Source organism: Leptolyngbya sp. AS-A5, assembly GCF_039962495.1.
In the GTDB taxonomy this organism is placed as follows: Bacteria; Cyanobacteriota; Cyanobacteriia; order Leptolyngbyales; family Leptolyngbyaceae; genus Leptolyngbya.
The window spans coordinates 101,494-117,741 of record NZ_JAMPLL010000003.1; the positions used below are offsets into that span (position 1 = coordinate 101,494).

At 47.7% G+C, this 16,248-nt stretch carries 18 protein-coding genes; 8 read left to right on the top strand and 10 right to left on the bottom strand.

Translation table 11 applies throughout. The features are described from left to right. Positions 1-433 precede the first annotated feature (433 nt). From NC980_RS05105 to NC980_RS05130, 6 genes are all read left to right on the top strand, one after another. Positions 434-1,330, top strand: a complete 897-nt coding sequence (locus tag NC980_RS05105) for an MBL fold metallo-hydrolase (protein WP_190377706.1) — start codon at positions 434-436, stop codon at positions 1,328-1,330. A 284-nt stretch (positions 1,331-1,614) separates the two neighbouring features. Then, a complete protein-coding gene (locus NC980_RS05110) occupies positions 1,615-2,748 on the top strand; it encodes an aminotransferase class V-fold PLP-dependent enzyme (RefSeq protein ID WP_190377707.1) in 1,134 nt (377 codons plus the stop codon). A 101-nt stretch (positions 2,749-2,849) separates the two neighbouring features. Continuing rightward, positions 2,850-3,239, top strand: a complete 390-nt coding sequence (locus NC980_RS05115; protein WP_190377708.1) for a hypothetical protein — start codon at positions 2,850-2,852, stop codon at positions 3,237-3,239. 401 nt (positions 3,240-3,640) lie between these two features. Next, entirely contained in the window at positions 3,641-3,850 is a 210-nt protein-coding gene (locus NC980_RS05120; RefSeq protein ID WP_190377709.1) for a hypothetical protein, read from the top strand. A gap of 197 nt (positions 3,851-4,047) precedes the next feature. After that, positions 4,048-5,130 carry a glycosyltransferase gene (locus tag NC980_RS05125; protein ID WP_190378013.1) on the top strand — a complete coding sequence of 361 codons (1,083 nt, stop codon included), beginning with the start codon at positions 4,048-4,050 and terminating at the stop codon, positions 5,128-5,130. Between the two features lie 200 nt (positions 5,131-5,330). After that, positions 5,331-5,774, top strand: coding sequence for a hypothetical protein (locus NC980_RS05130; protein ID WP_190377710.1), 444 nt, complete (start codon positions 5,331-5,333; stop codon positions 5,772-5,774). Positions 5,775-5,820: 46 nt separating this feature from the next. On the opposite strand, the gene NC980_RS05135 is transcribed toward NC980_RS05130, so the two are convergent. Next, complete coding sequence (locus tag NC980_RS05135; RefSeq protein WP_190377711.1) at positions 5,821-6,132, bottom strand: hypothetical protein; 312 nt, start codon at positions 6,130-6,132, stop codon at positions 5,821-5,823. 217 nt (positions 6,133-6,349) lie between these two features. Beyond that, on the bottom strand, positions 6,350-7,168 hold the full coding sequence (locus NC980_RS05140) for a rhodanese-related sulfurtransferase (protein WP_190377712.1): 819 nt from the start codon (positions 7,166-7,168) through the stop codon (positions 6,350-6,352). Between the two features lie 43 nt (positions 7,169-7,211). Between NC980_RS05140 and NC980_RS05145 the strand changes: the two genes are divergently transcribed. Beyond that, positions 7,212-8,051, top strand: coding sequence for an SH3 domain-containing protein (locus NC980_RS05145; protein ID WP_348253907.1), 840 nt, complete (start codon positions 7,212-7,214; stop codon positions 8,049-8,051). Here the strand turns inward: NC980_RS05145 and purB are convergent. Then, positions 8,048-9,343 (bottom strand): adenylosuccinate lyase, encoded by a 1,296-nt coding sequence (gene purB, locus NC980_RS05150; protein ID WP_190377714.1) that lies wholly within the window; start codon positions 9,341-9,343, stop codon positions 8,048-8,050. The genes NC980_RS05145 and purB overlap by 4 nt on opposite strands. A gap of 63 nt (positions 9,344-9,406) precedes the next feature. Continuing rightward, a complete protein-coding gene (locus NC980_RS05155) occupies positions 9,407-10,705 on the bottom strand; it encodes a TldD/PmbA family protein (RefSeq protein WP_190377715.1) in 1,299 nt (432 codons plus the stop codon). Between the two features lie 213 nt (positions 10,706-10,918). On the opposite strand from NC980_RS05155, the gene NC980_RS05160 reads away from it, so the two are divergent. Continuing rightward, a complete protein-coding gene (locus NC980_RS05160; RefSeq protein ID WP_190378043.1) occupies positions 10,919-11,335 on the top strand; it encodes a hypothetical protein in 417 nt (138 codons plus the stop codon). Positions 11,336-11,343: 8 nt separating this feature from the next. Here NC980_RS05160 and NC980_RS05165 read toward each other — a convergent pair whose 3' ends face one another. The 6 genes from NC980_RS05165 to NC980_RS05190 all read right to left on the bottom strand — a co-directional run bounded on the left by NC980_RS05165 (position 11,344) and on the right by NC980_RS05190 (position 16,225). Then, a complete protein-coding gene (locus tag NC980_RS05165; protein WP_347272641.1) occupies positions 11,344-11,412 on the bottom strand; it encodes a hypothetical protein in 69 nt (22 codons plus the stop codon). 177 nt (positions 11,413-11,589) lie between these two features. After that, positions 11,590-12,048 carry a nitrate reductase associated protein gene (locus NC980_RS05170; RefSeq protein ID WP_190377716.1) on the bottom strand — a complete coding sequence of 153 codons (459 nt, stop codon included), beginning with the start codon at positions 12,046-12,048 and terminating at the stop codon, positions 11,590-11,592. A gap of 11 nt (positions 12,049-12,059) precedes the next feature. Further along, positions 12,060-12,524 (bottom strand): phosphate-starvation-inducible PsiE family protein, encoded by a 465-nt coding sequence (locus NC980_RS05175; protein ID WP_242027048.1) that lies wholly within the window; start codon positions 12,522-12,524, stop codon positions 12,060-12,062. Positions 12,525-12,653: 129 nt separating this feature from the next. Then, on the bottom strand, positions 12,654-14,879 hold the full coding sequence (locus NC980_RS05180) for a nitrate reductase (RefSeq protein WP_190377717.1): 2,226 nt from the start codon (positions 14,877-14,879) through the stop codon (positions 12,654-12,656). 17 nt (positions 14,880-14,896) lie between these two features. Next, positions 14,897-15,142, bottom strand: a complete 246-nt coding sequence (locus tag NC980_RS05185; RefSeq protein WP_190377718.1) for a DUF1830 domain-containing protein — start codon at positions 15,140-15,142, stop codon at positions 14,897-14,899. Between the two features lie 246 nt (positions 15,143-15,388). Next, on the bottom strand, positions 15,389-16,225 hold the full coding sequence (locus NC980_RS05190) for a nitrate ABC transporter ATP-binding protein (protein ID WP_190377719.1): 837 nt from the start codon (positions 16,223-16,225) through the stop codon (positions 15,389-15,391). Between the last annotated feature and the right edge of the window lie 23 nt (positions 16,226-16,248).

The following is a 16,248-nucleotide window of genomic DNA, read 5'->3' on the forward strand; positions in this document are numbered from 1 at the left end:
TTCATAAGCACGATCGGGGACAGGCGTGAAGTGTTGTCAGACTTTACCAAAGCGAACTCTCGCCGTTCGTGCTGATTGAGATCTTCCAATTTGGGGCAAAACAGAACCTTGAGCAGAATTGATGCTGCAAGTGACCAATGGCAAGCCCTTTTTCAACTTGACATGAGTTCGACGAGTCTGTTGCTGCGTTTGCGTCCCGCCCCGGATTTTCAATCACTTGGTGGAATAGCAACGCAGCGGAGAACTTTGTCGAACTTATGTTTTTTGAGAGCTGTAACAGAATCCGAATGCTAATTTTTCTCCGATCGATTTACCTCAGATCCGTTTAATAGAATCGTTCTTTCGCTCGAATCCTGGGCGACCCATTTTTACCGCTCCCCTTGATCGGATTTGCATTCGCTATGATCAAGATGATTGTTTTATGGAGTCGAAAATGGCTCACTTAGCAGACCGTCGATCGCAGAATGTCGCAGGTGATTTCTATGTCGATCGTTCTTGCATTGATTGTGACACTTGCCGCTGGATGTCTCCAGAAATCTTTGCTCGCGAAGACAGTCAATCGATTGTATTTCATCAACCCGCGAATGAAACTGAGCGGCTCCACGCGCTGCAAGCCTTGTTAGCCTGTCCAACAGGTTCGATCGGAACCGTTGAAAAACCAACGGATATTAAACTCGCTCAAGCGAGCTTTCCAGTTTTAGTTGCTGAGAATGTTTACCATTGCGGCTATCACGCTGAGAATTCTTATGGTGCTGCAAGCTATTTGATTCAGCGTCCCGAAGGTAATATCTTAATAGACTCGCCAAGGTTCACGCCTCCATTGGTAAAACGATTAGAGACAATGGGTGGAGTGCGTTATCTTTACTTAACGCATCGTGATGATGTTGCGGATCATCAGAAGTTTCACGATCATTTTGAATGCGATCGAATTTTGCATTCCGATGAAATTACCCGCAGTACGCAGAGCGTTGAAATTAAACTCACAGGAACGGAGCCATTTCAGCTTGATTCTGAGTTGTTGATTATCCCAGTTCCTGGGCATACCAAAGGACACACGGTTTTACTGTATAAGAATAAGTTTCTGTTTACAGGCGATCATCTGGCATGGTCAGCAAGACAAAATCATCTGGTCGGATTTCGCGAAGCGTGTTGGTATTCTTGGGATGAATTAAAGCGATCAATGCAGAAACTGAGTCGCTATGATTTTGAATGGGTGCTGCCGGGGCATGGACGGCGCTATCATGCTGACTTTGAAACGATGTACCAAGCAATGCAAAAATGTCTCGATTGGATGGGATTAAACCAAGCGACCGGAGATTGGGATGATTGAACAAGAACGGATTGACGCGATCGTTCATATGCTCGAACAGGACTTACCAACCTTGTTTAAGAAAGATATTACCTAACGCGCTGTGCGACTAATCTTAGGCTACGTCGAGTTGCAATACATAGAGGCTTCATGATCACAGGCATCCTTGGGATTTTAGAAAGTCGCATCGATTAAACTGATTGATCTTCCTAGTGGATTCGAAGCCTTCAAAGTAACTCTTTCTGGGCATCTGATACTTTGTTTCAGATGCTATTAGATAGATATGCATAAGGATTGAACTGTAGATGCGTCCGATTTATCTCGATAACCATTCAACCACACGGGTAGACGATCGCGTTTTAGCCGCAATGCTGCCCTTTTTCACTGAGCATTATGGCAATCCCGCAAGTGTAACTCATGCTTATGGTTGGGAAGCAGAAGCTGCTGTTAAACAAGCCCGCCAAATCATTGCAGAAACAATTCACGCCACACCCGAAGAGATTGTTTTTACCAGTGGTGCAACTGAAGCTAATAACTTAGCGATCAAAGGGGTTGCCGAAGCTTACTTCAATCAAGGACGACACATTATTACGGTTCAAACCGAACATAATGCCGTTTTAGACCCCTGTCGCTATCTAGAATCGCTAGGATTTGAAGTAACTTATTTAGGAGTCGATTGCTTCGGTTTGATCAATCTGACTGAACTTGAAAAAGCCATGCGCGAAGATACAATTCTCGTCTCAGTTATGGCAGCAAACAATGAGATTGGTGTGTTGCAGCCGATCAACAAAATCGGTGAACTTTGCCACAGTCGCAACATTCTTTTTCACACTGATGCAGCCCAAGCGATCGGTAAGATTCCGCTCACGGTCGATCACATTGATTTAATGTCAATCACAGGACATAAGCTTTATGCGCCAAAAGGGATTGGTGCATTGTATGTGCGGCGAAAAAATCCGAGAGTTCAACTCTCAGCACAGTTACACGGAGGCGGACACGAGCGAGGAATGCGATCGGGAACACTTTACACCCCTTTGATTGTTGGACTCGGTAAAGCAGTTGAAATTGCTGATCCAACTTCTGAAGCGGCGCAGATCAAGCAACTACGCGATCGCTTATGGCAGCAATTAAACATGGATGGCATTCATCTCAACGGGCATCCACAAGAGCGTCTACCGGGAAATTTGAACATCAGCATTGAGGGAGTAGACGGACAAGCTTTACTGCTGGGATTACAATCAACGATCGCGGTTTCATCCGGTTCTGCTTGCACCTCTGCCAAGATAGAACCTTCTCATGTGTTAAGCGCAATCGGAGTTCCTGATGAGTTAGCCTATGCTTCGATTCGCTTTGGAATTGGACGATTTAACACTGAAGAGGAGATCGATCAAGCGGCTTTGTGTGTTAGAGAAACCGTACGATCGCTCAGGCAAGCTTAAGTAAGCCTTGGGACACAAGAACTTCTATCGCGAGAACGATATGCCGAGTTCGCTGCTTCCAGTAAAACGTAAGAGGCTAATTTTTACGGAGACTGTATTCTATGAAACCCAATTATTTTGTAAAGCGTTTAATCACTGGATTATTTGCTGTTCTAATGATGACCTCGCTTTGGTTCTCGACCCCGAGTGCAAACGCATCTCCCGTGCTTTTAACAACCGCTAAAGGTGCAGCACAAGCAACTGAAGATAACTCCAAGGGCTTAGTGGACAACGTTAGAGACAAAGTGAAAGATGCGGCGAAGAGCAATGCGAGCAAGGTCAATAGCTCGACCGATGGAGATAACACTGCTGCACGTAAAGCACGAGAAGATGCATCAACCATTCAGAAGCGAGCAGATGAAGATGCGTCTCGGACAAAAGACGCGATCGACAACAACATGGGCGCTGTGAAAAGAGCAGTTGACGGCATCAAAGATGCGTTCGGTCAATAGTCCCTAACTCTTAGAAAGCAATCAAGTCCACTGGAATTCCCGGTGGACTTTTTTAGTCGGAACACACATTAAACACACATCAACATCAATAGTAATGACAGTGAGCACAACTATTGGGTGGATCAAGCGGCTAGATTTACGCCTCAAGATCAAACCGATCTAATTCAGTTTATGCTGTCGATCGATGATGCTCCGGTTGTCAAACTACAAAACTAAGCAGGGAACGTTCCACCGTTTAAATCACGAAAGCTATCTGAAGCAACAATCATCGTGATGTCAGTCCATTGTGATTTAAATCACTTTTGAAGTAAAAAAAAGTCACAAGCCAGTCCTCAGTCTGTCACCGACTTCACGGGGTAGAGCGTCAATACTAAGGTTACGATAATTTCCCATGCTTCCCAATGAACAATCTTCCATTGCCCTCAGATACGCTTTCTGAATTATTTGCTGAAGTCAGCAGCACTGGAAAAATTGCCCTGCGTGATTGTCAGCATCTTAGAGATGCTCTGCTTAACGACCAGACTAGCGACGAAGAAAAACAAGCAATCGATCGTTTACTCTACGCCGTCCGCTTGGGTCGAATTCAGTTGATTGAAGAATCTAATGCCTGAAAACGGCTGATCATCCTGCCGCTGATAATAAAACGCTCTCCACCATCGCAGCAACGATCGTTGCTAGTCTGATTTGAAGTCCACAGATCGATTAGCGCCATAGCTCATCTACCTAATGCCGTAACTCGATAGCCAGATGTGGAAGTTCCGTAAATACTCGTATGCTCTTCACTGACCCTTTTATTGCGGAGGCTTACGTGCGGATTGCTCAAATTGCTCCTTTATGGGAAACGGTGCCTCCTCCAGCCTATGGAGGTGCAGAACTCGTGGTGAGTCTATTAACCGAAGAGCTAGTTCGTCGAGGACATGATGTAACCTTGTTTGCGACTGGAGATTCTACAACTCAGGCAAAACTCGATGCGATTCATCCTAGCGCACTACGCCTTGATCCATCGGTTCAAGAATTTAATGTTTATGAAGCGATCGAGCTAAATCGCGTTTATCAAAATGCTCACAACTTTGACATTATTCATTCACATATCGGTTTTGCCGCTTTAGCCTGCGCTCAGTTGGTCAAAACGCCCACCATACACACCCTACATGGCACATTCAGCTTAGATAATCAGAAAGCCTTTAGTTTTGCGAAATCACAACCTTACGTTAGTATCTCTAAATCACAACGAGAACCCCGATTAGGATTAAATTACGTTGCCACCGTCTATAACGGGATTGATCCTTCCACCCATCGATTTTATTCCCAGCCAGACACGCCTCCGTATCTGGCTTTTTTAGGGCGACTTTCACCGGAAAAAGGCCCGCACCACGCGATCGAGATTGCTAAGCGCACTGGATACCCGCTGAAAATGGCAGGTAAGATCGATCGTGTTGATGTGGACTATTTTGAGCAGGAAATCAAGCCCCACATTGACGAGGAGCAGATTCAATATCTGGGTGAGGCAAATCATGCTCAGAAGAATCAACTGATGGGAAATGCGATCGCAACGCTATTTCCGATTACCTGGCGGGAGCCGTTTGGACTCGTCATGATTGAATCAATGGCAGCGGGAACTCCGGTGATTGCGCTCGAACTCGGAGCAACTTCCGAGGTGATTGCACATGAAGAAACTGGATTTTTGTGTCAAAACGTGGATGAATGTGTTGCAGCAGTGTATCGAGTTCATGAGATCGATCGATTTAATTGTCGCAAGCACGTTGAAAATAACTTTAGTGTGAAACAGATGGTTGATGGTTATGAAGCGGTTTATCGTCAGATTTTAGCTGAGAAGTATAGCCAAAACGGGCATAGCAGAAATTCTTCGCTGATATCACTAGAACGTTAAAACACTGTTTGAGATATCACTAAAATCGAGCATTTAGCGATGGGCAATCAATTAAGATTGCCCATCTTTTTGAGTGTTCTTTTCAGTAGAGAGAATGCTGTAATGATGACAAACACGATTTTTTAATTATCATTAATTTGATGGGAAAGACGCACTAATGTCCCTAAATTTAATCGAATTTAAGAACAAGGAGATTGATTATGTTGAGACAAATCGGGGTTGGAGTCTTGGCGACTGCAATCGCAATCGGTGGAGCAATTACTCCCGTATTTTCTCAATCTACCCAACCTACAGTCGCTCCTGCACCCGAAGCACAATTTTCACCGAAAGCACAAGTGACCCTCAGCGGCGATCGCGTGAATGTTACATTGATTAATCAAACCAATGCCGCAGTTTCCTATCAAGCGATTGGTGATACGCAGGTAAGAACGCTACCTGGGCGCGGAACCGTGACGCTGCGAGGATTGCGGGTTCCAACCACTTTGACTTTCGATCGTCAAGATGCAGGCTTGCTGAATGTCACTCCGAAACAATCCGCCACCTTGCCTGGCACGATCGAAGTAACACTGAATGCAACAACCAACTTAGCAACCGACAGCATCACAATGCGAGTCGAAAACAACGGCTCAGTTTTCCTTTATTAAGAATCAACGCTAAGAAGAGCCTTGATCCTCTTAGCGTTCTATTTGTTTACTTCACTGCGTTAGAAAGGATCTGTCCTAACTGTTGCAGCTTTGTTGCTGCTTCTCCTTGCTCGGTCGCTGCGGCAGCAGTAGCTTGCTTCCCGAGATCAGACAGAATCGATCCAATTTCACCACCACGCATCCCGCCATCGATCGCGAGCTTAAGTTCTCCCAAAGTTTCTGCGAGTTCGGTTCCTTTTAACTGGGCTTGCCAAGCTTCAATATTGGCAAGTGCAGCCTCTGGATCGATTTGAACTAGGTCAGAGCTGAACAGAGCGATCGTTTGATCAAGATTTGCAGATTGAGTTGGGTTTGCCATAGTCGCATCCTATAAAGTTGAACTCCTTATTGTTTGCGATCGGGCGTGGTAATCCGTCAACCTGTGGGGAGAATTCGATCCAGTCGAAGTACCCGTTTGGGGAATACTGTTTCTTGTGCGGCTTGCTTATGGTGAAAGGAGTTCGAGCAGTTGAGCTGGTGTTTATCATCCAGTGCAGAAGTGCAGTCTGCCACTTGGAGGATAAACACCAGTTTCTTTAGGAGTCTGCACAATACGGGCAAGATACTCCCGGCTGATACTGCGGCGAGGCTTGTTCATCCTGTGAAATTGGATGACCACAGGCTTGGCACATTGTATAGGAGCCATCGCTAACACTATGAGTCACTGCGACTCGTTGATCGAACACAAAGCATTCACCCTGCCATAGACTTTCTTCGGGTGGCACTTCTTCTAGGTATTTGAGGATGCCACCTTCGAGATGATAAACCTGCTCAAAACCTTGAGCAAGCATATAGGACGAAGCTTTCTCGCATCGAATTCCACCTGTGCAGAACATTGCAACTTTTTTATGGTGGGTTGGATCAAGTGCAGTTTGGACATATTCAGGGAACTGCCGAAACGAAGCGGTCTGCGGATCGATCGCGCCCCTAAAGCTACCGATCGCCACTTCAAACTGGTTTCGCACATCAATCACCGTCACCTCCGGATCAGAAATCACTGCATTCCAATCTTGCGGTTTTACATACGTTCCGACTTGCTGAGTTGGGTCAGCTTCTGCACGTCCCAAAGTGACAATTTCTTTTTTGAGCTTGACTTTCATGCGATCGAACATTCCCGATCCTGTTTCAGATTCCTTGATCGTTAAATCTGCAAACCGTAGATCGCGCTTGAGAAACTCTAGAATGGTGTCGATCGCGTCCTTTGAGCCAGCGATCGTACCGTTAATTCCTTCTTGTGCCAGTAGAATCGTTCCCCGCAAATTCTGGGCTTGGCAGAGGGCAAGCAGGGGCGATCGTAGCTCCACGTAATCTGGCAGTTGAACAAATTTATAAAAAGTAGCGACCAACATAAGCATCAAGACAGTTCGGATTCCTAGTTTAGCGCTTGCAGATGTTTCCGTGATTCGTGCAATTGCTATTGAAGCAGACTTTACGATATTACTCGGTTTTTACACTATGCTGCTTCACGGTTCCTGGTCACGCTTGATTGGAGTTATTACAGTTCTTGCCCTGGTTGCAGGCTGTTCTTCTACGCCTCAATCTCAACCTAATGCACAGAGCAACACTGCTACTCCTAGCCCTTCTGTTAGCCCTTCTCTACCTGTTTCGGAATCTTCTGCGCCAATCGCAAAGAGCAACACAAACGACGAGACTTCTCAACCCACTCCTGAACCTGATACACCACGCGATACACCCACTCAGGGCACTCGAACGGTTGAAAAGTGCATAGTTTTGATGGCGAGAGTGAATGATCCGGATTCACCGCTCAATGTACGATCGTCTCCCAAAGCAACCACAACCGAGAACATTGTCGGACAGCTAAAAAATGGGACATATGTAGATGTCAAAGAAGAGCAAAATGGCTGGTTCCGAATCAGTGGTGAAACGCCGGGATGGATTGCTAAAAACAGAACGGACAAGACCTGTGGTGAAAAAACTGAGCGCGTTCAGTTTGGCAGGGGACAAGACTCGATCGAGATTCGCGATCGCTTTGTTGGCGGCGGAACGCATAGTTACCGCTTTAATCTTGCCAAAGGGCAGAAAATGACGCTAACGAGTGGCAGCAATCGTGGTGAGCTTCTTCCCGCAGTCATTTCGCCCAGTGGCAAGTCATTAATTTCAGATCTAGAGCAGCCTAGTTCCTGGACGGGCACACTCCCTGAAACCGGAGATTACACGCTCCAGTTTGACTCAAACTTCAAAGGGTACGAGTACACCTTTGAAGTCCAAGTACGCTAAATGCCTAAGCGCTGATAGACCTGATCTAAGTTCTTCAGGTGAACTTGTGGATCAAAGCATTCATCGAGTTCGGCAGGCGATAAGGTTTGAGTCACGCGCTGGTCTTCGCTCAAGAGTTTGCGGAAGTTGCCGTCTTCACGGTTCCAGGCTTGGTGAGCGCAGGATTGGACGATCGCATAAGCATCTTCCCGGCTCAACCCTTTTTGCACCAGTGCTAACATGACGCGCTGACTGAATACAACACCCCCGTAGACGTTCATATTCCGCGCCATGTTCTCCGGATAGACCAGCAGGTTTCTGATCAAATCTGTGGTTTCTACCAGCATGAAGTGCGCCAGAATGCAGGCATCCGGTAGGGCAACTCGTTCAACTGAGCTATGCGAAATATCGCGCTCATGCCAGAGGGCTACGTTTTCGAGTGCGGCGGTTGCGTAACCCCGGAGGAGACGCGCCATTCCGGTCAAGCGCTCCGATCGAATCGGATTCCGCTTGTGGGGCATCGCAGACGAGCCTTTCTGCCCTTTCGAGAAGAATTCTTCAACTTCGAGGACATCGGTTCTTTGGAGGTTGCGAATTTCAACCGCGAACCGCTCGATCGAGGCTCCCAACAATGCCAAGCCATTCATAAAATCAGCGTGACGATCACGGGAAATTACCTGCGTTGAAGCGGCATCGGGTTCTAGTCCCAAATTCTGACAAGTTAATGCTTCAATGCGTGGGTCAATATTGGCGTAAGTTCCAACGGCTCCGGAGATTTGACCAACCGCGATCGATTTTCTCAGGGCACAGAGACGATCGCGATGACGCAGCATTTCTGCTAACCAGCCTGCAAGCTTGAATCCAAAGGTAATCGGTTCTGCGTGAATGCCGTGCGATCGACCAATCATCACCGTATTGCGATGTTGTTGGGCTTGGTATCGGATCGCTTGGATCAGCGCTTCTACGTGCGTCATGATCACCTCTAGACTTGCCACCATTTGCAGTGCCAGCGCAGTATCTAGCACGTCTGAACTGGTCATGCCCAGGTGAATATAGCGTCCCGCATCACCAACATATTCATTTACATTGGTCAGAAATGCGATCACATCATGACGGACTTGCGCTTCGATTTCGAGAATGCGATCGACATCGAAGTTCGCTTTGGCTTTGATTTCTTCGACGGCTTCTTGGGGAATGTAACCTAGCTCTGCTTGTGCTTCACACACTGCAATTTCAACTTGTAGCCAGGTTTTGAACTTATAGTGATCCGTCCACAAATCGCCCATCTCAGGCAGGGTGTAACGCTCAATCAAGGTAGGTTCTCGAATTCAACCGTCACATTGTAGCGCCTCTGGTTGACGCTTCAAAAGTGGAATTTAGGCGCGACCTGTACAGGATAAGCCTTCTACGATCGCAGAGGGCGTATAACAAGAGCCGTTCCAGTCTGCATCGCCACCCAATTCGACTAAATTCTTTAATGCCGTATAAACATTGCCTGCAACCATTGTGTCTTTCACCCGTCCCACAATCTGACCGTTCTCAACGCGATAACCGAGATCGACATTGACCGAGAATTCTCCCGAAATTCCCGCGCCGCCACCGAGCATCTGATCCACGATCAAGCCGTTGTCGATCGTCGCAATCAATTCTAAGAGCGATTTCTTTCCTGGCTCAATCAAGATGTTAAATAATCCGGGTGTGGGATAGCTGCCTAAGCCCGATCGAAATCCGTTTCCGGTTGTGCCGCTACCGAGTAACTTTCCGGTTGTGCGATCGGCGTAAAACAGCTTGAGTTCACCGCGATCGATAAAGGTAATCATTCGAGTTGGTGTGCCTTCATCATCAAACGGACAGCTAAACGGCCCTGCATTCGGCTGTTGTGAAAGCGTGATTGCTTCTGAAGTCACCAGCTTACCGAGTCGATCGTTCCAGGGTGATGCCCCTTCGATCACTTGCTTTCCGTTTAACGCCGATTGCACCGTTCCCCACAGCATATCCACCGCTTTTGAGGTAAACAGAATCGGCACTCGTCCGACCGGAGTTGAAACATTTTCTTTTGCCCAGTCTAATCGCTGTAACACTTGTTGAGCGATCGCCACTGGATCGAGTCGATCGCGCTCGGTCTGCCCATCAGAGACATTGAGAAAATCATCGCCCCGAACCCATTCCACTTCAAGAAAGCCGCTCAACGTTGTATCCATATAGCCACAGTCGAGTCCGTGGGAATTGATCAAGCGCGTCGTTTCCGCTTCACAATCCCAACCGCTAGAACTCAGCACTTCTGGATAACGATCGCGCACCAGTTCGATCGCGGTTTTGCCCCATTCGACTAACTGCTCCACGCTGACCGATTGCCCCACATCGGCATAAGACAATTGCGAAGCGGGAGACAGTTCGATTTCTTCGGGTTCATTCAGTTGACTGATGGCAAGGGCACGATCGACGAGTGCTTGCGGTTCAACGGCTCCATACGCTACGGCTAACCCTGGACGACCTTGTTTCCACAAGCGTAGGGCGGTTCCTTCGGCTTCGGTGCTTTCGAGTTGTTTGAGGCGATTGGCTTCAAAAAAGACGGGACGAGACAGCGATTGCGATTGAAATACTTCGGCGCATTCGGCTCCGGAGCGTAAGGCAAGCTCAAGCAGTTGTTCGGGTAGGGAAGACGCGATCGACATAGAAATCTGGGGGCAAAGGGCGCTACCGTTGGGCGATTCCAACTCTTGATCACTGTACGCCAAATTGATTTCTTGTTGTCGATCGCGTTTGAAATTTAGCGTTTGAGCGTATGGATCAGAAGGGCGATCGACGTTGAACTCTGTTGACTTATTGATGTAGCCTAAACAGTCGTGAACGAGTCTTAATTACTCAAGCGCGAGCGATCGATCTTCGTGAATCAGGTTCAAACACTCGTCGTTGAGTATCTGAGAGTCGCGCTTGAGTGTTTGAAGCTCACGCTTGAGTGTTTGAAACTCACGCTTGAGTGTTTGAAACTCACGCTTGAATGTTTGAGACTCGCTCTTGAGTGTTTGAGACTCGTCGTTGAGTATTTGAGACTCGCGCTTGAGTATTTGAAACTCGTCGTTGAGTGTTTGAGACTCGCGCTTGATTGTTGGATTGTGAAACGCAGAGTGGGGAGACGATCGCGCCGGAATTTATCGTCGCTTGAGGGTATGGATGAGAAGAGCGATCGCTTTGAGCAAGAGATGGTGCATTGCTTGGGATGGTTAATTAAGCCACCGTTGAACACCAATTGCCTGCATAATCAGTTCGACAGCCAGTCCAAAAACCATCTGCAAGGCAAATAAAAGCAAGATCAACCCCCTGCAACCTGCAAAGAAATCAACTGAATATCCATTGCTGCCAGAATTGCTTGTCCTACCACAATCGACTCCAATAAAATGCTTATGGAGTAAATAACAGCCTTGAGCGCGACTTTGCGACGTTACGTTGGCGATAGATGTGTTGATAACGCCGCAAAAAGAACGACCGTTCCAATCGGTTCGATCGTCACCCACAACGCCAAGAAATCGTTTAGTGCTTTATCAAGCATGGTTAGAGTTCACGCCGGAATCAACTGAAACTCCTTGACAGCAGGTAGAAAATTCGCGTTCTCATGCGACGATCGACTTAACTTAATCAATACAAACCGTTGAATTGGCGTGAGCGTTTGCCATTGCTTGGGTGTAATCCTCACGCCAACTCTTTCAGCTTGTTGAATCACGCTTTCAGGAATATTGACCACATCATTCCACGAGGGATTCTCATCGATCGCTAAGTCCGTTGCTGTCTCTCCTGTACGCTGCTCGATTAGCTGGTGTAATAATTCTTTGTACTTGCGAACTTCATCTTCTGTGCTGCAAGGCGCATCAACGGTCTGTTGTCGATCGGATTCACTAAACTTATTCCACTGATGTAACTTTAGTTTGACACCACAAGTATCTAACTTGTATCGCACAATCATTGGAATGCAGCGGAGCGAATCAACAAAATCAGATTCAAACTGAAAAAAAGGGCTCATCGATCGCTTCCTTAATGAAATTTTTTTGGGGGAACTTTGCGAACCAGCCAATAGCTAACCGAAAGGGCAAGAATCGCGGCTGCCAGCGCAATCAAATCGAGTCCAGCCGTTTTCTCTAAATCGAGAATGATGATCTTTCGAGCCACGGCAATCAGTGAAGTCACAATGACCAACTCGACTTGAATGACGTGCTTTTTCAAGTAAGCGGTAATGTTTTCTAGAATCTCAAACGCGATCAGAACATTCAAAAACAAACCAAAAATTGTAAACAGAACTCTGGTCGAGTTGTCATTCGGTGAAATCGAGGTGAGTTCAACAAACAGCACTCTGCCGAGTTGAAACACTGATAAAAAAATCACCAGCAGCATCATGATCGACAGGATCTTGGAAACCCCGCCCTCAATTCGTTCGAGGAAACCGAGAAAATTATCGTCTTTCATTCCCTCACGCAAGGATTTCCACAGGGATCGCCGCATAAATACCTACCACCTCTACTGCTGAGAGCATACCGAGTCACGGCGATCGCCGTAAAGAGAATCATGTGCTTTGTTACATCGCGGATTCTATCAACAACGATTAGGTAGAATCTATACTTGCAGAAATCGCTAAGAAGCAGAGGCAAGAAGTGTAGGTTGCGTTGACTCGCTGGTGTCGCTTTCACAATCGGAGCCATCGATCTCTGCGATCGGAATCAATTGAACCGCACAGGCTTTCAGTTCGGGTTGCTTCGAGTCTGGACAAGCGACTTCATGCGTTAACGCATTCGCTTCGGCTTGCTCTGCCCACAATGCGCCCCAATGCATCGGCACAAACACCGTTCCCGGCGGAATCGCTTTTGTGATCTTGGCTGGAAATCTTGCTTTGCCTCGCCGCGATCGCACTTCAATCCATTCCTCAGCTTCGATGCCTAACTGATCTGCATCCTTGGGATGAATCTCAATGAATGGAGTCGGATACATCTGGCGAATTTTCTCGATTCGTCCGGTGCGGCTCTGAGTGTGCCAATGTCCATACAATCGACCTGTCGTTAACACAAACGGATAGGTGTCATCGGGCGGTTCTGCTAATCCACGCGAGTAGACGTTGGAGAACCGTGCCTTGCCATCAGCAGTGTGAAACTTCAAATCGGTATAAAGGCGTTTCGCGTTTTCGGTTTTTTGTGGAGTTGGTTCGGCTTTGTTGGAAAAAGGCCATTGCGTTGCGCCCATTTCGCGTAAGAGAGTATGACTCAATCCGGATTGATCACAAGGTCGATCGCGGGTAATCCGCACAAATTCCGCATAGACTTCAGCCGAATAGTTAAACGCAAACTGCTTGCGATAGCCCAATCGTCGTCCAACTTCTGCAAAAATTTCCCAATCGGTTCGCGCTTCACCCGGAGCCACCCGAAACTGCGGACACAACGTCACGCGCCGTTCAGAATTGGTCATGACTCCCGTTTTTTCACTCCATTGCGTTGTCGGTAGCAACACATGAGCATAGTCTGCCATCTCGGTTGGGTAGTAACATTCTTGATACACCGTGAAAGGCGATCGACGCAGCGCCGCTTTTGTCCGCTCCAAATCTGGCATACTTACGGCTGGATTTGTTGCTGCTACCCAGAGCATCCCAATTTCCCCGGTTTCCAGCCCTGTGATCATCTCCCAAGCTGTGCGACCGGGATGCGGCGAGATTGCACCTGAAGGAAGCTGCCAGAGCTGCTCAAGTTCGGCGCGATGTTCGGCGTTCATGACCGATCGATATCCCGGCAACAAATGAGACAAGCCACCTGCTTCCCGTCCTCCCATTGCATTCGGTTGCCCGGTGAGTGAGAAGGGGCCTGCTCCTGGTTTACCAATCTGCCCGGTGAGCAAGTGAAGATTAATAATCGATCGCACCTTTGCTGTGCCTTCTGAAGATTGATTGATCCCCATCGACCACATGGACAGCACCCGCTTCGATTGGCTCCAATAATGTGCAGCCGTGAGCAAATCCACTTCAGCAATGCCACACCGAACAGATACGACATCGGGCGGATAGTGGCGAATCACTTCTTTGAAGTCTTCAAACCCGTTCGTGTGGGCATCAATAAATGCCGGATCGATATCTCCCCAGCGCAGCAATAAGTGAGCTAAGCCATACATCAAGTCGATGTCCGTACCGGGATTGATTGCCAGATGCAGATCAGCCACTTCAGCAGTTTCAGTCCGACGAGGATCTACAACTACAAGCTTCACATCGCGATTTTTCTTGTGATAGCGACGAAAGCGGTTAAAGACGATCGGATGGCATTCTGCCGTATTCGTTCCAATTAGAAACGCACAATCGGTCTGCTCTAAGTCTTCATAACAGCAGGGCGGGCCATCTGAGCCAAAGCTTTGAAGATATCCCGCAACTGCCGAAGACATGCACAATCGGGAATTCGCATCAAAGTTATTGGTACCGAGACAGCCTTTCATTAGCTTCTGCGCGATATAGTAATCCTCGGTCTGGAACTGTCCCGATCCATACATCGCGATCGCATCTACGCCCTGCGTAAACTTCACTAAACGAATGTGATCGACAATCTTAGAAAGCGCCTCTTCCCAAGTCACCCGTCGAAACGGTTCATCCAGTGAATCCCGCAGCATCGGATAGCGCAGGCGATCTTTGTGGAGGGATTCTGCGATCGTTGCTCCTTTGACACAAACTAATCCTTGACTGGAAGCATGAGCGCGATCGCCGCGCACATTCCAAATCGGTGTTCCATCTGAGGCGCGGTTGATGGCTTTACCCGGCAAGGCAGGCGGCAGCACCTCTAAGCCGCAGCCAACCCCACAGTAGGGGCAGAGCGTTTTAGTTGGTTCAGCCATAAATGGTTCTCTCCCTGTTATGTCTCAAGTTCTGCTGGCAGACGCTGAAGGACTTGAAGGTGCGGACAAGCGATCGTTTGCAGCAATTGCAATCCGGTTGCAGTAAACGTATAAATTTCTAGCAGTCCTTCAGGTAAAGCTTCAAAGATGAATTTTTCACCAGGAAATACAATGCGATCGAGGGATAAATCAGGATTGTTTTGTAACCAGATTTGCTGAAGCTGTCTAGTTGAGTTGATGTAGTAGCACAAGATTGGAGCCATGAAATCAAGGGGGGAGCCAGCCCTGAAAGAAAACAAATCCGAACCATGAATCCCACAAAGCCAACAGTGAGAGATAGAGCCTTCAAGTCTCAGTTCATTCTGATTGGGGTGCTTCGAGTTGAACTGTGTTATCAGTTACGAGCTGACACTTCTTCAAGATTAAATCCGACCGCTACAAGCGCATCTGATTGCGATCGTACCGAACAAAGCTGAGGATGTGTTCGGTACGATCCGCTTTGTCAACGTTTACTCATCATCGTGAGCATAGCGACCAAATAGAAAGTCAAGTGCCTGGTTCCGCAGGGTGTAATACTGTGGGTCTTCCATTAGTGCTGCTCGATCGCGGGGACGAGCAAATGGAACAGTCATGATTTCGCCGATGTTTGCCGCAGGCCCGTTAGTCATCATCACTACGCGATCGGCAAGAAACAAGGCTTCATCAATATCATGCGTAATCATCAGCACTGTAACTTTGTGCTGTGACCAGATTTGCAGCAGTTCTTCTTGCAGTTCTTCTTTAGTGATGGCATCGAGCGCACCAAACGGTTCATCCAGAATCAGCACTTGTGGATAGATCGCAAGAGCGCGAGCGATCGAGACTCTTTGCTTCATGCCTCCCGATAGCTGTCCTGGCTTTTTGTTGGCTGCTTCTTCGAGTCCAACCATTGCTAAGTGCTGATGCACAATCTCGGTTTTATCTGCTTTAGACTTCTCTGGATAGACTGCATTTACCGCGAGATAAATGTTCTCGAATGCAGTTTTCCAAGGCAAAAGCGAGTAGTTTTGGAACACGACCATGCGATCAGGCCCCGGTTGCAGCACTCGTTTACCCTCAACGCGCACTTCGCCCGTAGTAGGCTGACCAAACCCTGAAACCATGTCCAGCAGGGTAGACTTACCGCAGCCGGAGTGACCAATGACACAGACGAACTCACCTTCAGCAACAGTCAGATTCACATCTTGAAGAATGACAGCCTCGCCACCATCTTTTTTCGGGTAGACCTTGGAAACTCCGTCAATCTCGACAAAAGGAGCGACGGCGAGAGCTTCGGTTTGAGAGGTTTGAGCGGAGAGAATTTGCATAAGGTGGGGAGTAGAGGAGTGAG